The organism is Vreelandella janggokensis, from assembly GCF_031451615.1.
Taxonomy (GTDB): domain Bacteria; phylum Pseudomonadota; class Gammaproteobacteria; order Pseudomonadales; family Halomonadaceae; genus Vreelandella; species Vreelandella janggokensis.
Genome location: NZ_JARWAJ010000001.1, coordinates 1,253,262 through 1,271,235 on the forward strand (window position 1 = coordinate 1,253,262; position 17,974 = coordinate 1,271,235).

19 protein-coding genes and 1 tRNA gene are annotated in these 17,974 nt (G+C 54.1%); 9 read left to right on the forward strand and 11 right to left on the reverse strand.

Going from position 1 to position 17,974, the window contains the following annotated elements:
* The first annotated feature begins 111 nt into the window (after positions 1 to 111).
* Complete coding sequence (gene rpsA / locus QC816_RS05685) at positions 112 to 1,791, forward strand: 30S ribosomal protein S1 (RefSeq protein WP_066320448.1); 1,680 nt, start codon at positions 112 to 114, stop codon at positions 1,789 to 1,791.
* Positions 1,792 to 2,066: 275 nt separating this feature from the next.
* On the forward strand, positions 2,067 to 2,441 hold the full coding sequence (locus tag QC816_RS05690) for a histone-like nucleoid-structuring protein, MvaT/MvaU family (protein WP_085918486.1): 375 nt from the start codon (positions 2,067 to 2,069) through the stop codon (positions 2,439 to 2,441).
* 69 nt (positions 2,442 to 2,510) lie between these two features.
* Here the strand turns inward: QC816_RS05690 and QC816_RS05695 are convergent, their stop codons facing one another.
* Positions 2,511 to 3,341 carry a helix-turn-helix domain-containing protein gene (locus tag QC816_RS05695; RefSeq protein ID WP_085918487.1) on the reverse strand — a complete coding sequence of 277 codons (831 nt, stop codon included), beginning with the start codon at positions 3,339 to 3,341 and terminating at the stop codon, positions 2,511 to 2,513.
* Between the two features lie 371 nt (positions 3,342 to 3,712).
* Between QC816_RS05695 and QC816_RS05700 the strand changes: the two genes are divergently transcribed.
* Positions 3,713 to 4,039, forward strand: coding sequence for a hypothetical protein (locus QC816_RS05700; protein ID WP_199285359.1), 327 nt, complete (start codon positions 3,713 to 3,715; stop codon positions 4,037 to 4,039).
* A gap of 37 nt (positions 4,040 to 4,076) precedes the next feature.
* Here QC816_RS05700 and QC816_RS05705 read toward each other — a convergent pair whose 3' ends face one another.
* From QC816_RS05705 to pilB, 6 genes are all read right to left on the reverse strand, one after another.
* Positions 4,077 to 4,952: a ubiquitin family protein gene (locus QC816_RS05705; protein WP_268901362.1), complete on the reverse strand. Its 876-nt coding sequence runs from the start codon at positions 4,950 to 4,952 to the stop codon at positions 4,077 to 4,079.
* Entirely contained in the window at positions 4,953 to 5,186 is a 234-nt protein-coding gene (gene yacG, locus QC816_RS05710; RefSeq protein ID WP_085918490.1) for a DNA gyrase inhibitor YacG, read from the reverse strand. It lies immediately after the preceding gene.
* Between the two features lie 62 nt (positions 5,187 to 5,248).
* A complete protein-coding gene (coaE, locus tag QC816_RS05715; RefSeq protein WP_085918491.1) occupies positions 5,249 to 5,851 on the reverse strand; it encodes a dephospho-CoA kinase in 603 nt (200 codons plus the stop codon).
* A 39-nt stretch (positions 5,852 to 5,890) separates the two neighbouring features.
* Positions 5,891 to 6,736 (reverse strand): prepilin peptidase, encoded by an 846-nt coding sequence (locus QC816_RS05720; RefSeq protein ID WP_309781341.1) that lies wholly within the window; start codon positions 6,734 to 6,736, stop codon positions 5,891 to 5,893.
* 21 nt (positions 6,737 to 6,757) lie between these two features.
* On the reverse strand, positions 6,758 to 7,990 hold the full coding sequence (locus QC816_RS05725; RefSeq protein ID WP_085918493.1) for a type II secretion system F family protein: 1,233 nt from the start codon (positions 7,988 to 7,990) through the stop codon (positions 6,758 to 6,760).
* A gap of 3 nt (positions 7,991 to 7,993) precedes the next feature.
* On the reverse strand, positions 7,994 to 9,751 hold the full coding sequence (gene pilB, locus QC816_RS05730; RefSeq protein ID WP_264823132.1) for a type IV-A pilus assembly ATPase PilB: 1,758 nt from the start codon (positions 9,749 to 9,751) through the stop codon (positions 7,994 to 7,996).
* Positions 9,752 to 9,991: 240 nt separating this feature from the next.
* Here pilB and QC816_RS05735 point away from each other — a divergent pair, with 240 nt between their 5' ends.
* From QC816_RS05735 to QC816_RS05755, 5 genes are all read left to right on the forward strand, one after another.
* The gene (locus QC816_RS05735; protein WP_309781343.1) at positions 9,992 to 10,483 is read left to right on the forward strand and encodes a pilin; all 492 of its coding nucleotides are present in this window, start codon (positions 9,992 to 9,994) and stop codon (positions 10,481 to 10,483) included.
* Between the two features lie 80 nt (positions 10,484 to 10,563).
* Entirely contained in the window at positions 10,564 to 11,061 is a 498-nt protein-coding gene (locus QC816_RS05740; RefSeq protein WP_309781345.1) for a pilin, read from the forward strand.
* A 131-nt stretch (positions 11,062 to 11,192) separates the two neighbouring features.
* Complete coding sequence (locus QC816_RS05745; RefSeq protein ID WP_254902887.1) at positions 11,193 to 11,645, forward strand: anti-virulence regulator CigR family protein; 453 nt, start codon at positions 11,193 to 11,195, stop codon at positions 11,643 to 11,645.
* Positions 11,646 to 11,670: 25 nt separating this feature from the next.
* Entirely contained in the window at positions 11,671 to 12,489 is an 819-nt protein-coding gene (locus QC816_RS05750; RefSeq protein WP_268901359.1) for an inositol monophosphatase family protein, read from the forward strand.
* Between the two features lie 127 nt (positions 12,490 to 12,616).
* A tRNA-Pro gene (locus QC816_RS05755) sits at positions 12,617 to 12,693 on the forward strand.
* Positions 12,694 to 13,038: 345 nt separating this feature from the next.
* Here the strand turns inward: QC816_RS05755 and QC816_RS05760 are convergent.
* Positions 13,039 to 13,977: a LysR family transcriptional regulator gene (locus QC816_RS05760; protein WP_268901575.1), complete on the reverse strand. Its 939-nt coding sequence runs from the start codon at positions 13,975 to 13,977 to the stop codon at positions 13,039 to 13,041.
* Positions 13,978 to 14,121: 144 nt separating this feature from the next.
* On the opposite strand from QC816_RS05760, the gene QC816_RS05765 reads away from it, so the two are divergent.
* The gene (locus QC816_RS05765; RefSeq protein ID WP_085918498.1) at positions 14,122 to 15,180 is read left to right on the forward strand and encodes an SDR family oxidoreductase; all 1,059 of its coding nucleotides are present in this window, start codon (positions 14,122 to 14,124) and stop codon (positions 15,178 to 15,180) included.
* Positions 15,181 to 15,331: 151 nt separating this feature from the next.
* Here the strand turns inward: QC816_RS05765 and QC816_RS05770 are convergent, their stop codons facing one another.
* The 3 genes from QC816_RS05770 to QC816_RS05780 all read right to left on the reverse strand — a co-directional run bounded on the left by QC816_RS05770 (position 15,332) and on the right by QC816_RS05780 (position 17,917).
* Entirely contained in the window at positions 15,332 to 15,859 is a 528-nt protein-coding gene (locus tag QC816_RS05770) for an HPP family protein (protein ID WP_085918499.1), read from the reverse strand.
* Between the two features lie 418 nt (positions 15,860 to 16,277).
* The gene (locus QC816_RS05775) at positions 16,278 to 17,402 is read right to left on the reverse strand and encodes a GGDEF domain-containing protein (RefSeq protein WP_309781347.1); all 1,125 of its coding nucleotides are present in this window, start codon (positions 17,400 to 17,402) and stop codon (positions 16,278 to 16,280) included.
* Positions 17,402 to 17,917: a molybdopterin-binding protein gene (locus QC816_RS05780; protein ID WP_085918501.1), complete on the reverse strand. Its 516-nt coding sequence runs from the start codon at positions 17,915 to 17,917 to the stop codon at positions 17,402 to 17,404. The genes QC816_RS05775 and QC816_RS05780 overlap by 1 nt, the downstream gene beginning before the upstream one ends.
* Positions 17,918 to 17,974 lie beyond the last annotated feature (57 nt).

Genomic DNA, 17,974 nt, shown 5'->3' on the forward strand with positions numbered 1-17,974 from the left:
AGGTTTAACCAGCGCTAACACCTCCAAAAGCAGAGTGACATTAGGCCCGTGCTCGCTGGTGGTACGGAGAAGGCATTTATGCCTCAACAACGTTGATCACGTAGGAACACCATGAGCGAAAGCTTTGCTGAACTGTTTGAACAGTCTCTTAACGACATTAACATGGAGCCAGGCGCTATCGTCGCGGCCCAGGTTGTCGATATTGACGGTGACTGGGTTACCGTCAACGCCGGTCTGAAATCTGAAGGTCAGATCCCCGCGGCGCAATTCCGCGACGAGAACGGCGAACTGAACATTGCGATCGGTGACGATGTTCACGTTGCACTTGAAGCCGTTGAAGATGGCTTCGGTGAGACGCGTCTATCCCGTGAAAAAGCCAAGCGCGCAGAAGCTTGGAAGATTCTGGAAGCCGCCTTCGAGAAAGATGAAGTCGTCAAAGGCGTGATCAACGGTAAGGTCAAAGGCGGCTTCACCGTCGATGTCGACTCTATCCGTGCCTTCCTGCCGGGCTCTCTTGTCGACGTTCGCCCGGTTCGCGATACCGCGCACCTGGAGCACAAAGAGCTGGACTTCAAGGTCATCAAGCTCGACCCGAAACGCAACAACGTCGTGGTTTCACGTCGTGCGGTTCTGGAAGCAGAAAACAGTGCGGAACGTGAAGCGCTGCTGGCCACGCTTCAGGAAGGTCAGCAAATCAAGGGTATCGTCAAGAACCTGACTGATTACGGTGCCTTCGTTGATCTGGGTGGCGTTGATGGCCTGCTGCACATCACTGACATGGCATGGAAGCGCATCAAGCATCCGTCTGAAATCGTGGCTGTCGGCGACGAAGTCAACGTGAAAGTGCTTAAGTTTGACCGTGAGCGCAATCGCGTTTCTCTGGGTCTCAAGCAGCTTGGCGAAGATCCGTGGGTTCGTATTAAAGAGCGCTATCCGGAAGGTACCAAGGTTCATGCTGTGGTCACCAACCTGACCGATTACGGCTGCTTTGCTGAACTGGAAGAAGGCGTTGAAGGCCTGGTTCACGTTTCCGAAATGGACTGGACCAACAAGAACATCCATCCGTCCAAAGTGGTTCAAGTGGGCGATGATGTTGATGTCATGGTATTGGATATCGACGAAGAGCGTCGTCGTATTTCTCTGGGTATCAAGCAATGCACTGCTAATCCCTGGGAAACCTTTAATGCCGAGTACAACAAGGGCGATCGCGTCTCGGGTACCATCAAGTCAATCACGGACTTTGGTATCTTCATCGGCCTGGAAGGCGGTATCGATGGGTTGGTTCACCTGTCCGACATCTCCTGGACCGATACTGGCGAAGAAGCGGTTCGTAACTTCAAGAAAGGCGACGAAGCCGAAGCGGTTATCCTGTCTATCGACCCTGAGCGCGAGCGCATTTCACTGGGTATCAAGCAAATGGATTCTGATCCGGTTGCTGAATACCTGTCGGTCAACGACAAGGGCAGCATCGTCACTGGTCGTGTCGTTGAAGTAGACGCCAAAGAAGCTCACGTTGAGCTGGCTACCGATGTAGTGGCGGTGCTCAAGGCGTCTGAAATCGCGGCTGATCGCGTTGAAGATGCACGTAACGTTCTCAGTGAGGGCGATAGTGTCGAAGCACGCATCGTGAGTGTTGATCGCAAGAGCCGTCAGATTAATCTGTCGGTGAAAGCGAAAGAGCAAGATGACACGCGTCAGAACCTCAAGAAACTGCGTGAACAAGAGCCGGAAGCAGCAGGTGGTGCTACCACGATCGGTGACTTGATTAAGCAGCAAATGGGCCAAGACTAATATCCTGTTAGTGATGGCTTCATAAAAACGCCGCCTTTAGGGCGGCGTTTTTTTGTGAGCAATTTTTGTCTGTATAACTTGGCGATTAACCTAATAAAAAGTTATTCATTGCTAAGCCAATCTTTAAAATATCTTTCGTAATTGACTAAAAATCATCTAGACTGTTGTCAGTTGGCCTTTTTACAGCAATAATGAATGCGCATTCTGAACTAATGGATACTGACAATGTCCGTTCGGTATCTTATCTGGTTTGACCTGATGTTAAAGGATTCCCCATGTCACTACTTAATGAATACATCCAAAAAGAACAGCAGCTGAAGCAGCTTCAAGAAGACCTTCAGCGACTAGAGGGTGATCAGCGCCTCAAGAGTGAACTAGAGTTCAAATCAAAGCTTGAAGCACTCATGAACGAGTTTGGTAAGCGTCCAGCCGACGTGGTCGCATTGCTTGATCCTGCCGCTGACCAGCGTGGCTCAAAGCCCGCCAGTAGTAATGCAGGCCGCCGTAAGCGTCGTTTAAAGATATATAAAAACCCTCATACAGGTGAGGTTATCGAAACGCGTGGAGGTAACCACAAGGGATTGCGTAGCTGGAAAGACGAACACGGCGATGAGACCGTTGAGTCCTGGCTTGTCCGGATGGAAGACTAAGTATCGTATCGCCAAGTCGGCATTTCCAATGGGAATGCCGACTTTATTGGTTGCCCAAAATGTATTTGCTTATTGATTCAGCGGTACCCTCAATTCCAAATAATCGGGTTTCCACAGTACCATGGGCGCCTCGCCGCTGATGTAATAGCCCTTTTGTTTATGCAAGAGTTCCAGCAGCATGCTGGTCAGCGCGTGTGAAAGTTGTGAAAATTCCTCGAAGCAGGTGCTCGCATAGTAGCGTGCCGCGATATTAATCCGGCGGTAGGGCGCAGGCAGTGGGATGCTTTTCATGTTGTGAAGTGTTTCAAGATAAAGCCCGATATCGGTACGCACCGGATGCGCAGCTTGATCGCTTAGAGCATCAATCTTTTCGCTGAGTAGATCAGGCAGCGAAACGGCTGGGGTTGAGTCTGCCAGCCTTGCTTGCAGGCTTTCCAACTGGTGGCTATGGTAAGTGCTGTCCCCGAGGCCTTGAAGCTGCTCCGGTGATTTATAGAGTCGCATGAGAACAGCCTGCCGAGCCGGTGTTTGCTTGATTCGAGTCGTGTAGCCGTAAGGCGGTATTTGCTGATGCATTACATGGCCCATAGCCTGACGGTAATGTCGCGGGGATAGTCGAAAATGTCGCAGAAAAGCTCGCGAAAAAGACGAATGGTTTTGGTAACCGCAATGCAGTGCAATTTGCGCTATATTACGGGGAGTGAGGGCGAGTAAAACCGCCGCACGCTCTAACCGACGCTTTTCTCGATAGGCACTCGGCGTTGTGTGAAAGTAATGACGGAATTGGCGTCGTACTTGTGAAGCTGAATACCCTAGATGTTGCGCAAGGTCGTCAATACTCAATGGCTTTTCAAGTGTGTCTTGCAGCCAGATTTCAGCTCGTGTCATAGCATTGAACATTATCTGGCCTCCCATGCATGAGTCTTACCGCCAGGTAGTGTATCTGGCGGTATGTGCACCCTCCCGGTGCCTTGGTGTCACGGATGAACCGCCACGTCAGTGCAACGTGGCGGCGGTTTTTTAGCCCAACGTTTATATTGCAGCCCAGTACTTACATTGCAGCGTAATATGTCAGTGGTCGCAAAATGTGCAGTGATACGTAAGTATTCTTTACTTTATGCACCGATACATAATGATGCTCTCTTTATGCTAGGAACAGCTCTCGAAGGCAAGTTTGCTTTGGCTTTTTACGCGTTTGGGCACAGTTTTTGGGGAAAATGGCCTTATAGGCAGGCGTATCTCTCAATCGAAAGGGTGTGAATGACATATCAATGAAATATCAAAAAGTTCAGAAACCGATGGACGAGCGCGACAAGCTTCGTAAATTTCGTGAATTGGATGATGCCTTTGCGCAAGCGCTACGTCAGCTAGAAGACCCAGGCAGCGCAACGGATATCCCGACTGGGCCGCCAGTGCGCTCCTTGGAGGCGCTTGAAGAGGAAGACGCCGAAAAGCAGGCTCTATTACGAGAGGAAGCGTTTCAGCAGCAATTCGAAGCATTGCTGGCGGAATACCACATTGCGTCGCATGAGCTGCGCGAGTTGATCGAGGCGCTGCTGGCTTCGGGACGTTGGACGGAGGAGCAGGTGCCTGCTTGATTAACCCCGTTTTTTTAAACCTGATGTTAAAATAAGCTTAACGGTAGCGATAAACTCGCAGGCTGGGTAAGAAAACCTCGGATTCCAGTTTTTCATCGCTTCGAGTCGCCCGAGTCCGTTGCGGCTGGGGGTGAGTTGGCGGTGCCTTGATATCAGGCATTCCCAGGCGCTCATTGGGTACAAAAAGGGGCATGGAAACGTTTAACGCCCGTCGCGTGTGGCCATCCGCTAATGGGTGGCTAAAAAAGAGATTGGCCCGCATCAGCGGTGCCTGGGTTTGAACCTGGGCAAGTGGTTCTTCGCTGGGTAAGCCTGCAAGACGACGCAATTGTATTTTTATATGCGGCGCGTCAGTATCCAGTCGAAGTAGCTTTTGTTCGGCGTCTCTTACGGTGATGCGTTTAATCGAGCGTCCGCTTTGATACCAGGCAAAGCGCACTTTTGCGACTTCCGCATCGGCGATAGGCAATTGACGCCAGCATTGTTTTAAATGTAGCCGCGCTAACCCCTCTTTACGCAAGACCTGATTAACATCCGGGTGGCGAGTGGTCAGTTGTGCTTTAGTGTCACTTAACGCTTTAGGGGTGGTGCTTTTAATCTTTTGCAAACCGGCATGGAATGCGTCTTTCGCTGCATTTACATTGCGAGCAGCGTCGATAAGCGCCTCGTTGGCGACAACGATACCCAGGTAATTGCGTGTTTCCCGACCATCCTGCCCCGTCTGATGCCAGACATCAAAGAGTGCCGTTCTGAACCCGTCTGGTGAGGAATCGGCCATGGGAGACAGCATCCAGGTAGGCGGGCACTGAGTTGCGTATTGCGTTGCAAGTACGTCCAATGCTGCCATCAGATCATCAAAGCACCGTTCAAGGTGCTGCATAAGATGGTAGGCAGGGTAGTCGGATACGGTCATTTAGGAAAGCGGTGCATCGCGATCAGCCTGCGCTAGCATAGCGTCGATATCGGCTTCGTCCATGGCGTTTTCACCGGCTATTCGGTGGGATTCTTCCGCCCAGGCCCCCAGGTCGAGCTGTTGGCAGCGTTTGCTGCAAAATGGACGGAAAGGGCTTTCGCTACTCCATGCAACGGTTCTTGAACATTGAGGGCAAGCGACTTCAAATGGGCTGTCGTTAGCAGGTTGAGACATAAAATATCCGCAGGTGTAAAACGTGATCAGTGAAAGAGACCGCCTCAAGGGCCGTCAACGGGTCACGACGATAATTGCTCGCGATAGTATTGATCAAGTCGGGCGACCTGGCGCTGCATGTGCGCCATATCACGACTGTTGTCGATGATGTCATCGGCACGGGCACAACGTTCCTCGCGCGACATCTGTGCATCCAGAATAGCACGCACATTTGCTTCACTGACACCGTCGCGCTCAAGCGTTCGGGATAGCTGCATGTCGGTGGGAATATCGATCACCAGGGTGCGATTGACCAACGCCGCTTGGCCCGATTCGAACAGTAAAGGCGATACCAACAGCGCATAGGGGGAAGGCCCCGACTGGATGTTGTCCAACTGGGCAATAATCCGCTCGCGGATGAGCGGATGGGTGAGCTGCTCAAGCCAGCGACGTTGTTCAGGGGCTTCAAAAATAATCTCGCGCAGAGCAGCTCGGTCGAGTGCCCCATCCTGATTTATCACCCTGGGCCCAAAATGCTGACGGATAGCATCAAGTGCGGGCTCGCCGGGGGCCACGACTTCCCGCGCCACGTCATCGGCGTCGACCCACCCGATACCGCGTCCGCCAAAGGTGCGGGCGACCGTTGACTTGCCTGAGCCGATGCCTCCCGTAAGGCCAATAATCATGGTGTGTCTACCTATGGTATGTCATTCAGACTGTCAGGGTTAACTGACGATATTGAGGTACATTACTAATATGTCGTTGCCAGCGAGCAGCATTATCCATCCGGCAAGTGCTAAAAAAGGCCCGAACGGCATGGGGGTGCCCCGCGCCTGGGGTGATGATGCTTGATAGGCCAGGCCGAGAATGGCGCCTAAACCCGCAGAGAACAGCACGACCAGTGGAAGCGATAGCCAACCCAGCCAGGCACCCAATGCAGCGAGTAGCTTGAAGTCACCAAAGCCCATCCCTTCCTTGCCGGTAGTCAGCTTGAATAGCCAGTAAAAACTCCAGAGGCTCATATACCCCACCACCGCACCGATAACGGCATCGGCGAGGAAAGCGGGTTGAAAAAGCCATTGATAGATCAAACCGGCCCACAGCAGCGGCATTGTCAAGATATCGGGCAGTAGCTGTACACGCCAGTCAATGACGGCCAGAGCAAGCAGCGTCAAGCAGGCCCCATAAAGCCATAGCGCCTGCCAACTGATGCCATAAAGTAGGGTAACACTGATAGCCAGGATGCCACCCGCAAGCTCTATGAGCGGGTATTGCACGCTGATCCGGGCATTGCAGTGCGCGCATCGCCCGCGCCGCTTGAACCAGCCGATCAGCGGCAGGTTATCGTGCCAGGCGATAGAAGACTCGCAGCGCGGGCACATAGAGCGTGGTTGGGCAAGGTTGAAGCGCGGCGATGGTTCTTCATCAAGCGCGAGCTGGGCACGTGCTTCCTGACGCCAATGCCGCATCAGCATAACGGGCAGACGGGTAATGACCACATTGAGAAAGCTGCCCAGGCATAACCCCAATAAAAAGACCAGTGGCCAGAAAGTGATCGACAAGTACTGCATGAAATACCTTTGCACGGCGCCTTACAGGGCCGAGCCTAAGTTAAAGATGGGTAAGTACATCGACACCACAACACCGCCGACCAGCAGGCCCAAGACCACGATAATGAGCGGTTCCATCAGCGAGGTTAAGGCATCTACCTTATTGTCGACTTCTTCTTCGTAGTAGTCCGCGACGCGGTTGAGCATGGCATCCAGCGAGCCTGCTTCTTCACCGATGCTGACCATCTGCACTGCCAGGGGCGGAAACTGATTGGTCATGCGCATGGCGAAGTGTAACTGCTGACCGGTGGCCACGTCATGGCGCGTCCGGGTGACGGCGCGTTCATAGACTCTATTGCCGGTGGCCCCGGACGCCGTGTCCAATCCTTCAACCAACGGCACGCCAGACGCAAAGGTGGTCGCCAGGGTCCGGGCAAAACGTGCCACTGCCGATTTATGCAGGATGTCACCGACGACGGGCAGGCGTAACAGGACACTGTGCGCGCGGTAAGCAACGCGGGGAGAGCGGTTAATCGCCTGTTTGAGCAGCAAGATCCCCGCGACGACGCCCCCCAATGCATATAGCCAGTAACGCTGGGCCAGGCTCGATAGGTTGACCGTCATCTGCGTCAAGGCGGGGAGTTCTGCGCCAAAGCTGTCAAACATGCTGTCAAATTCGGGCACCACCTTGATCAGCAGAAGAAGGGTGACGCCGACACCGATCAGGAGGACCGCGGAGGGATACCACATGGCCTTCTTGACGCGGCTTTTAAGCGACTCGACTTTCTCCTTGTAAGTGGCAATGCGGTCAAGCATCTGGTCAAGTGCCCCGGACTGCTCGCCTGCTTCAACAAGGTTCACGAACAGGCGGTCAAAATGCCTGGGGTGGCGGCGCAGTGCATCGGAGAAGCTGGAACCAGCGGATACATCGCTCATCATTTGCTGGACCAGCGCTACCATTGCCGGTTTTTTGAGGCTCTCGGCGACCACCTGAAACGCCTGAAGTAGCGGAATGCCTGCCCGAATCATGGTCGCCATCTGGCGGGCAAACACCATGATATCGTGCGGACTGATTCGACCACGACCGCTGAGGCCGCCTTTCTTGCGTAACCGTTTTACGTTGATCTGCTGATTGGCGAGCTCGCTGGCGACGTCTGCCTTGCTGCGACCAATTATTTCACCGCTAAGCGTGCGGTTCTGGGGCCCAGTGCCTTCCCACTTCCAGCGGTAAAGCTGAATACCCGGCTGACGACGAGCCCGAGGCGACTTGGCCATGGTTTACTCCTTGCTGATACGGTTAACTTCCTCAAGGCTCGTGATCCCTTGCATCACCTTTAAAAGACCACTTTGATGCAGACTCGGATACCCCTCACGGCGGGCCAACTGGTCAATATCCAGTGAGTTGGCATCGCGCATGACCAACTGGCGCATCGCATCGGTTATCGGCACGACTTCGTAGACACCCACACGCCCCTTGTAGCCATGGGTACACTGCTTGCAGCCGACCGGGCGAAATAGGGTAGCCTGCTGAATCTCCTGTTGGCTGAACCCTTCGCGTCTCAGTGTTTCGTGGGGAATGTCAGCCGGTTCCTTGCAGTGAGGGCAAAGCTTGCGCGCCAGGCGCTGAGCAATGATCAAACTGACCGCGCTGGCAATATTGAAGGAAGACACCCCCATATTGGACAAGCGAGTGAGGGTTTCGGCCGCCGAGTTGGTATGTACCGTTGACAGCACAAGGTGGCCAGTCTGGGCCGCCTTGATGGAGATCTCGGCGGTTTCCAGGTCGCGAATTTCACCGACCATGACCACGTCAGGATCCTGGCGCAGGAATGCCCTTAACGCGCTGGCGAAATCCAGACCGATTTTTGGCAGTACGTTGACCTGGTTAACGCCAGGGACCTTGATTTCCACTGGGTCTTCGGCAGTGCAGATATTGCGCTCTATCTGGTTAAGGATATTGATCCCGGTATACAGCGATACGGTTTTACCACTGCCCGTGGGGCCGGTCACCAGAATCATGCCTTGCGGCTGCGCCAGCGCCCGCTCGTAGTAACCGCGCTGGTCATCGGTGAAGCCTAACTGCTCGATGCCCAATTGCGTGGCGGTGGGGTCAAGGATCCTCAGTACGAGCTTCTCGCCATACACAGTCGGCAGTGAATTGACCCTGAAGTCGAGGGAGCGAGTGCGTGAAAGCTTGAGTTTGATCGCACCGTCCTGGGGCAAGCGGCGCTCGGAGATATCCAGCCGGGCCATGATCTTCAAGCGCGCGGCGATTCGGTTACGCATGGCGAAAGGCGGCCGTGCCACCTCGATCAGCATGCCATCAATCCGGAAGCGAACCCGGTACTGGGTTTCATAGGGTTCAAAGTGGATATCTGAGGCGCCCCGGCGAATCGCATCCAGCAGCAGTTTATTGACGAATTTGACGATCGGTGCGTCGTCGCTATTCTGCGGTGCTTCCTCAAGGGGAGCGTCTTCACCGGCGGCTCCCTGGACGACATTCAAGGAGCTGACGGCATCGTCGATGTCGTCAAGCTCCTCCAGCATGCTGCGCTCATTCTGGGTGAGATACTGGTTTAACGCCGTGCTCAACTGATCAACAGGCGCGAGAACACCTTCAACGCTTAGCCCGGTGGCAAATTGCAACTCATCCAGTTGGGTAAGCGTCGCCGGGTAAGGGACGGCAACAGTGAGCCGGTGACCGTGGCGCGCCAATGGCAGCACCGTCAAGTTCTGAAGGACTTTAACAGGGTACTCAGCCGCTGGTGGCAATGACGATAACCGGACGGCGTTGAGATCAATCACCGGCAACCCATACTCCCAGCCAGCGGCAATGGCTGATTGCCTGGGATCGACCAGGCCGCTGTCAACGACATGCTGGAGCAGTGAGATATCCAAGTCGAACGCTGTCGCTTCAGCGGTGGCCGCCTGAGCCTCGGTCAGCAACCCGTGCTTGACCAGGCGTTGGGCGATACCACGCAGTCCGCCCCGGGCGGCGGCATGGCTTAAAGTGGACTCGAAATAGGGTTCGCTCATGCGTGACTCGTTGGTGAAGTGCGCTGCGGGTTACTTTTACCATACTTGGCACCACAAGGCAGTAGCGTCTCGTTAAGTCGAAAAGCTCAAGCCAGGCATCCCACTGCCGATATAACTCATACTCAAGCGTTGGTGCGATATATTGATAAAGCACAGACTGTCAGTTAGTGTCATTTTAAATTTCCCCTATCGCGATACCCTGCGGCGACGCTGGGTAGCATCCCCCAAGGAGACGTCTCCATGCAGCATTCTGCACAACCGGCAATTCGTAACAAGAAGCAGGGTGGTTTCACGCTGATTGAGCTGATGATTGTGGTGGCCATTATCGGCGTACTGGCGTCCATTGCCGTGCCGCAGTATCAAAACTACACCGCCCGCGCTCAGGCCAGTGAAGGGCTATCAGTAACGGCAGGGGTGCGCGCTGATATTGCGGAGCAGTATTCGTTGCGTGGTTCAATGCCAACTGCTGCGCAGCTTGGTATTGGCGAAGATGAAGAGGACAATTTAGGTATTGAAGGCCGCTACGTTGATAGTGTTGATTACGCTTACGATGATGGATCGGGGCAAATAGAGGTTGTTTTTGGCACAGATAGCGCGCTAAGCGATTCAGATTCAAGTGCTCAGATGAATATCGCTCCGGTTTCAAATAACCCTGGTAACGGTTGGATTTGTGAGTGGGAGGGTGACAGCACAAATGTTAGTTGGCTACCCGCTGGATGCCGCGGAGACTAGTTTATAAATAAAATTATTGATGGGGGCCTTTTGGCCCCCATTTAGATAGTAACGTACCCAGTGTTATTAGAGGGATAAAAATGAAGGGAACCCAGCAAGGCTTTACGCTGATCGAGCTGATGATCGTGGTCGCCATCATCGGGGTATTAGCCTCCATCGCCATTCCGCAATACCAGAACTATACCGCCCGCGCCCAGGTGTCCGAGGCATTTAATCTGGCGTCCGCCTATAAAACGACCATGAGTGAGTTTTATGCGGTGAGAGGGCGCTTCCCCGATAGCAATGAGGAAGCTGGTCTGCCTGAAGAGGTGAATAGGAGTGGTAACGGCGGAGAAAGCAGTGACGACAGCTATGTGGCCTATATCGGCATTTGGCCTGGCGAAGAGAACTATGCGGCTCGTGTTGTCGTGGAAATGAGCGATAATGCCAATAGCGCCATTGCGGGTAAATGGGTGGTGATGGAATCAGAAGCGACAGGTGGTTCTATTCAGTGGTCTTGCCGAACGACTACCGGCGCAGGTAATGCGCTTGACGAAAAATATTTGCCGGGTTCCTGCCGTGATCAGAAAGAACTTTAGCCCCCAAGGGAGATATCAGTTGTAATGGCGTTTTCAGCATTTTAAATGTCTGTAATATGCTTGTTATTTACTCAATATCTGCGCATTGGCTAACTACACTGTAAGCTCTAAACCTAGATGTGGAGCTTACAGTGAATCTTTTCAAAATCGTGGTTCCAAGCGCACTCATAGCACTTATGCTAAGCAGTGCTGCCATAGCCCAGCCCGACCATGCCCCGGCTCACGGCGCTCGCGATAAGCAGCATCATCAGGGGCAGACTCCAAAGCGTGAGAATCGGTCTTACGATGATCGCACCGAACGGAATTATCGTGGTGACTGGCCACGTATTGAGGAGCGGTTGTTGCAGCGCCTGCTGCGTGAATACGGCGCGCCCAGAGCGGAGCCGCTTCCACCGGGTATAGAGCGCAATCTGGCACGTGGAAAGCCGCTTCCGCCAGGCATCGCCAAGCGGTTTGACGGGCCGATCGCCAACGAACTGCCTCGTTATCCCGGTTATGAGTGGCAGCGTGTGGGGTCTGATGTGGTGTTGATCGATGCGGCCACGCGCGTAGTTGTCGATATCCTGGTGGATGCACTACGCTAGGGGCTTGTCTATTAACGGAGTCGCTATGCCTGCCTATACCCTCAAAGAGCGTTTGGACATTGCCCGCTCGATTGCCGAACAGGCGGGGCAAATGATTCGTCAGGCACGCCAGGAGCAATCTTTTGGTCGGCATTACAAGGCCGGTGATGAACTGGTGACGGATGCTGACGTGGCGGTTGATCGCTTTATTAGTGATCAACTGGCATCACATTTTCCTGGCGAGACCCGTTTAAGCGAAGAACTCTCTCCCGATCAGGCATTCAACGAAAGTGCCCCGCAGCTATGGGTTGTCGACCCGATTGACGGCACGGTCAATTTTGCCCAGGGGCTTCGCCATGTGGCGGTCTCGATCGGTTGGATGGAGAACGGTGTGGCAAAGATCGGTGTTGTCCACGCACCGTTTCTGGAAGAAACCTTCACCGCCGCCGAGGGAGCTGGGGCCTTCTGCAATGACCAGCCCATCCAGCCAAGTGACGCAAGCGAACTGGCGCGCAGTCTTGTGGCAACGGGGTTTCCCTATCAGCGAGAGGCTCGGGAAGCTCTGTTGCCTCGCCTGGCTGCCGTATTGAGTAACTGCCGCGATATACGACGCAACGGCGCCGCCGCTCTGGATATTTGCGATGTTGCCTGTGGGCGGCTGGATGCTTACTACGAGAGCGTCTCGCCCTGGGATTTCGTCGCCGGCTGGGTTGTCGCGCGCGAGGCGGGTGCCAGTGTGGGGCATCTTTACGATGTGCCAGCTGACGTACCTGTAGATTTATATTCCCAGCATTTGCTGGTGACGACACCCGCCGTTCACTCTGCGATGGCCAGACTGTTACGCGATGCCGATAGTGCCGCATAGGCTGAAACGATGAATCCGTATGGTAGACAAACACTTGAAAAGAAAGCGCAAAAAGAGCTTTTCATTTGCCGGCTAAACCGCTAGTATACGCACCGTCTTGAGGCAAGAAATTAGCGCCTCGGTGAATCGGAGCGTGGCGCAGCTTGGTAGCGCGTTGCAATGGGGTTGCAAAGGTCGCAGGTTCGAATCCTGTCGCTCCGACCAAAAGTTAATACCAAAAACGGCCACTTCGCTAATATAGCGAGTGGCCGTTTTTTTGTCTTTGGTACCAGGAAACTAAGAGGCGACAACGGCTTGCCACTTGTTATACACGACGCCGAACACTTCTCGGGCGGGAGCTTCATGCCCTGAAGGTATGGTGGCCCAGCTAAAGAACACTTGTTCTTTGGTTTACCGTGCCTTCCTTTTCTGCTGAGTGAGTGAATTTTCGCTCCTCAACACTCGCGATAATTAAACAGGTAGTCGACGACAGCCCTGACCTGGCAAAGCAGCCGATTCTTGGGGAAGATGAGGTGGCGCTTATGAAGTTTATGCAGCCGTTTAATAAACTTAACGGTAAATCCCTTCCTGCCAACGATCCCAAGGGGGAAGTGGCGATACCACCTCGAACAGGTAATCCATAAAGGTACGCACCTTGAGCGTTTTGATTCGGCGCTCAGGTGTCAGAACGTAAAGTTCGCGGCGACCGGGCATGACCTCGCCACGCCATCCCTCAAGCAGTGGCACCAGAGCCCCCTTGGCAAGCTCTTCGGCTATCAACCAGGTGGGAAACATGACGAGCCCCTGACCCATTAGCGCCGCCCTTACCAGCGTCTCGGCATCATTGCTGGCTAGGCTACCGTCAAGTTCGTAGGCCACTTCGGGCGCCGCCTTGTTTTGCTGGAAATACCACCGCTGGCGACCCAGTTCGCCCTGATAGAGCAGGCAGTCGTATTCAGCGAGTGCCTCGGGGGTTTCCGGCGTTCCCTGTACTGCCAGGTAGTCGGGTGATGCAGCCAAGACGTAGTTCATCGGTGCCACCTTCCGCGCGACCATTGATGAGTCGGACAGATCACCAACTCGAAAAGTGATGTCATGCCCTTCGCGTACCGGATCGACAACACGATCGTCCAGCTGCAGTTCCGCCTTGATGCCCGGAAAGCGGTCTTGAAAGCGGTGAAGCAACGGCACGATCTGGCGCTGGCCGAAGGCCACCGGTGCATTGATACGAAGCACGCCTCTGGGTTCTGCTTCTGGCTGGTTGAGTGCTTCGGTCGCCATGTCGAGGCGCTCAAGAATGTCACGCACTTCTGCGTAATAGCGTTGACCTGCTTCTGTCAGTGTGACGGCACGGGTATGCCTGTAGAGCAGAGGTTGCCCCACTGATTCTTCCAGTCCCCGAATCTGCCGGGAGACTGACGATACTGCTCGGTGGAAGTGATGCGCGGCGGCGGTGAAGCTGCCGGTAGCGGCAACGCGTTCGAACACTCGTAAGGCGTTTAGGTCCAGCGCATTCAGGTTCATCAAGTTGCGTTCCCTGCAATAAAGATTTGCGATATTTTCGATTGTAGCAATTATCTCTGTCTTACAGACTACTTTCACTAGTCTGGCTTGGTGTCAGAACTTTTATAACTCTCAAGAAGGACATCAATCATGCGTAAAGGTACTGCGCTTGTGGTAGGTGCCACGGGTATCACCGGTGGTAATCTGGCTTCTTACCTGGTGGCCAGTGGTTGGACCGTGTATGGTCTGTCGCGTCGCGCCACCCAGCAGAGCGGTGTGATTCCCATCGCCGCCGATCTGTTGGACGAACCCGCCACCGAGCAGGCGCTTGCTGGGCTACCGATTACTCACGTCTTCTACTGCACTTGGATTCGTCGCGACAACGAAAAAGCCAACGTTGAGGCCAACAGTGCGATGATGCGTAACCTGTTCGAGGCGCTCGACAGTGATAACCTGCAACACGCCTCGCTGGTGACGGGTACCAAACAGTACCTAGGCTCATTCGAGGCCTATGGCAGCGGTCGAATCGAGACCCCGTTCCGCGAATCCGAGCCACGAGTACCGGGTGACAATTTCTATTACGCGTTGGAAGATGTACTGTTCGAGGCCGCCGAGCGTCACGGCTTCGCCTGGAACGTGCACCGCCCGCACACGGTGATTGGTTATGCCCGTGGCAACGCAATGAACATGGGGACAACGATTGCCGTCTACGCCTCAATCTGTAAGGCGACCGGCAGACCGTTCGTGTTCCCAGGCTCGCAGATCCAATGGAACGCGCTAACGGACATGACCGATGCCCTTGTTCTGGCACGCCAAATGGAGTGGGCGGTGACCACGCCAGGTGCAGCGAATCAGGCCTTCAATACAGTTAATGGCGACGTCTTCCGCTGGCGTCGCATGTGGCGAGAGATCGGCGAGTACTTTGGTCTTGACGTGGCGAACTGCCCCGAGACTCCCCAGCCGTTAGACGAGCAGATGGCTGACGCGGAATCGACCTGGCGCGAGATTGCCAAAAAGCACGACTTGGTGGAGCCGGACGTCGACAAACTAGCGTCTTGGTGGCACACCGACGCTGATCTGGGCCGTGATCAGGAGTGCGTCAATGACACCACCAAGGCCCGCGACTTCGGTTTTGACCACTTCCGCGAGACACGCGGTGCCTTTTTTGACCTCTTTGATCGCCTGCGCGCCGAAAAAATCATCCCCTGAGTATGGAAAAGACGGACAAATGAGCCTGGCGCCATATAGCGCCAGGCTTTTCAATGGCCGGTTTCTCGCATGGCAGCGAACAGGGCTTCTCAGCTGAGTGTCACGATATCGCCGAACAGGTGCTGGCAATCCGATCCTGAGAAAAGGATGTCTACCAATAGTGGGGATAGCGACGGTGGCGGGCAAGGTTGTTAACCGTAATGGCGACTGAAAGCATAATGATGCAACCAGCCCCAATAGGGAAAATCGGATATAGCCAGCCTAACTGATGGACGTTTTCACCACCCGCAACAGCCGTCAAAGCCGCGGCGGCACCCGGTGGGTGAACCGTATGGGTAAGCTGCATGACAAAAATCGATAGCGACACGGCCAGTGCCATGGCAATAGGAGACGTGCCAAGCCCTTGGTAACAAACAACGCCCACTAACGCAGACAGCATGCTGCCAACGAGTACGTGGCTTGGCTGTGCAAAGGGGCTTTCAGGTGCTGCATAGATGAGTACTGAGGTGGCACCAAAAGACCCTACAATGAGTAGTTCTTTTGAGAGCCATCCTGCGCTTAACCAGCAAATCAACGCCATACCGCTGAAGGCACCGAGCCACGACCAGAAAGCGTCTTTCCAGCCCACAAAAGAACGCTGGACAGTCCCTCCGCGCATCTTGCTTAAATAAGTCTTCATTCCACGCCCGCATGCACCAAATGAGTGCGAATGATTACAAAATGCACCGTGTTAAAGCAAATGAATAGTCGTAATGCATAGATGCAAGCGGTTCAAGATGCCTATCGAATAGCCAGGGGGCAATATTTAATCTACGGTTTGCTGCGATCTGCGGTGAGCACTTTGACGCCTCGCTCTGTCCACCACATCCAGATAATTGAAACGAGCGTGACGCTGAAACACAGCCTCCATACGGTGTTGTCGCAATGCGATAAAACCTGGCTATCCCTTTTCCCTAGGCTATCTAGGTTCAGATCCAGCGTTATTCAAACCCGTAATCGCGTTGCCTGCCGATCCTTTTGTATCACTGATGGGGTGGCAGCTCTTGGGACGAACCTTTGTTCATGCTATACCGAGCAGGCAAGTCTGACGCATGACGTCAGTCGACGACAACACGATTGCGTCCCTGGGTCTTGGCTTGATAGAGGGCTCGGTCAGCACGGGAGTAAAGCTGATCGAAAGATGCATCATGATTGACGGCTGTGGCTAGCCCCAGGCTAACCGTGAGGCCAACGGGTACGCCAAGTTCTTGATGGGAAAGGGTTGCCACTCGATGGCGTATCCGTTCGACGACCTCCAGCGCCCCTTCAGCGTCGGTTTCTGGCATAAGCACACAGAACTCTTCCCCGCCCAGGCGCGCCACAATATCTGCCTTGCGGACCTCGTCGAGTAGCGAGTCGGCAAAGACTTTAAGGACTTGATCGCCCGCGGGGTGGCCAAAATCGTCGTTCACGCGCTTGAAATGGTCAAGATCAAGAACAGCCATGCTCAGGGGGAGGCCACTGCGTTGTCTCTGTTCGAATAAGCGTTCGGCGAAATTGAGCACGTAACGGCGGTTGCCTAGTCCGGTGAGCTCATCCATCAGGCTTAGTTGGAGCACTTTTTTGTGCTGATGATGCAGGCGCATCAAGAGCAGCATGAGGCCGCCCACGAGGAGAAGAATAACAAGGATCAGCACGGCAATGCCTATCGCAAGACGGTCCATCACAATGCGTTGCTTGGCGGCCTCAGAATGTAAGAGGTGACTCAGCCTGCTATAGGCTTGAGCCAAATCGTTTTCAATGGCGATGCCTTGTTGAATCAAGTCATCGGGAGGCGCGCCAGCGGCTATTTCACCCAGCGTCTGACGTAGGTGGGGAATCTTCTCTTCTACGCGGCGTAAGCGGTTTAAAGAGGATCTATACTCGGCTGGTGCGAAGCGGTTTTTGCTGAGCCCGAAGCTTATACCTTCAATATGTTGCGGGATGCGCCAAAGAAGGTTGTCGAAGCGCTCTATCAGCTCGCTATCTTGTGGATCCTCGCGAAACTCGTTCAACGTGGAGCGTAGCAGGGCAGTATGCAACTGCGGGCGAATGACATCGGCAACGAGCGCTGTGTAGTTCGATCCAAGTTGCTGGCGTACCTGGTACAGATAAATCCCTGCGGCGATTGCGCAAATGCCCGCTAGTAGCGTAAACCCAAGGCCGAGTTGCCAGCCCAGTGGCCGATTAAAGCGCAGATTCATTATTGCACGTAGATGTCTTTAATTGACCATACCCATGAGGTCATACTCACCGTGCCTGTCTCAACGGCATCAGCGTCCGCCGGAATGATCAACATCGTCGGGCCAAACTCATCTCTGGTCAGTGTCTTGCCGTCCAGCCTTGTGGCGAGGAGATAGCGTTTGGCATCGCGGTCTTCAGGCGTAAGGAAGGTCGTATAATCATCATGAGCAATGAAACGTAATGTCGCTGCATTATCGATGCCTTCAGCATTGAGGAAGTCATCGAGCCAGACGCCCGCAAAGCTCCCTTCTGGTCCTTCAAAGTGTTGCAGTGATACTTCATGGAGAGATGATTGCTCAATCTGCGCACGACTGATTGAGCGGCGTTCCTCATCGCTATGCAGTGTAATAACCGGTGTGTCATCTGTTGATGGTGAAAGAGCGCTTGGTGTCACTTCGGCTGCTTGGGCGGGTGCTGCAAAGGCGGTGACCGTAAAAGCAACTGTTATGAGTATCCGTCGAATGAAAGCTAACATGCCTGAGGCTCTTAATTCTAATGATGTGTAGAACATACTCCGTCTGTATCAGGGACG

Bases quoted from the DNA above. Each gene is read 5' to 3' on its own strand.
- rpsA (WP_066320448.1), top strand. From the start codon at position 112: ATGAGCGAAAGCTTTGCTGAACTGTTTGAACAGTCTCTTAACGACATT.
- QC816_RS05690 (WP_085918486.1), top strand. From the start codon at position 2,067: ATGTCACTACTTAATGAATACATCCAAAAAGAACAGCAGCTGAAGCAG.
- QC816_RS05695 (WP_085918487.1), bottom strand. From the start codon at position 3,341: ATGTTCAATGCTATGACACGAGCTGAAATCTGGCTGCAAGACACACTT.
- QC816_RS05700 (WP_199285359.1), top strand. From the start codon at position 3,713: ATGAAATATCAAAAAGTTCAGAAACCGATGGACGAGCGCGACAAGCTT.
- QC816_RS05705 (WP_268901362.1), bottom strand. From the start codon at position 4,952: ATGACCGTATCCGACTACCCTGCCTACCATCTTATGCAGCACCTTGAA.
- yacG (WP_085918490.1), bottom strand. From the start codon at position 5,186: ATGTCTCAACCTGCTAACGACAGCCCATTTGAAGTCGCTTGCCCTCAA.
- coaE (WP_085918491.1), bottom strand. From the start codon at position 5,851: ATGATTATTGGCCTTACGGGAGGCATCGGCTCAGGCAAGTCAACGGTC.
- QC816_RS05720 (WP_309781341.1), bottom strand. From the start codon at position 6,736: ATGCAGTACTTGTCGATCACTTTCTGGCCACTGGTCTTTTTATTGGGG.
- QC816_RS05725 (WP_085918493.1), bottom strand. From the start codon at position 7,990: ATGGCCAAGTCGCCTCGGGCTCGTCGTCAGCCGGGTATTCAGCTTTAC.
- pilB (WP_264823132.1), bottom strand. From the start codon at position 9,751: ATGAGCGAACCCTATTTCGAGTCCACTTTAAGCCATGCCGCCGCCCGG.
- QC816_RS05735 (WP_309781343.1), top strand. From the start codon at position 9,992: ATGCAGCATTCTGCACAACCGGCAATTCGTAACAAGAAGCAGGGTGGT.
- QC816_RS05740 (WP_309781345.1), top strand. From the start codon at position 10,564: ATGAAGGGAACCCAGCAAGGCTTTACGCTGATCGAGCTGATGATCGTG.
- QC816_RS05750 (WP_268901359.1), top strand. From the start codon at position 11,671: ATGCCTGCCTATACCCTCAAAGAGCGTTTGGACATTGCCCGCTCGATT.
- QC816_RS05765 (WP_085918498.1), top strand. From the start codon at position 14,122: ATGCGTAAAGGTACTGCGCTTGTGGTAGGTGCCACGGGTATCACCGGT.
- QC816_RS05770 (WP_085918499.1), bottom strand. From the start codon at position 15,859: ATGAAGACTTATTTAAGCAAGATGCGCGGAGGGACTGTCCAGCGTTCT.
- QC816_RS05775 (WP_309781347.1), bottom strand. From the start codon at position 17,402: ATGAATCTGCGCTTTAATCGGCCACTGGGCTGGCAACTCGGCCTTGGG.
- QC816_RS05780 (WP_085918501.1), bottom strand. From the start codon at position 17,917: ATGTTAGCTTTCATTCGACGGATACTCATAACAGTTGCTTTTACGGTC.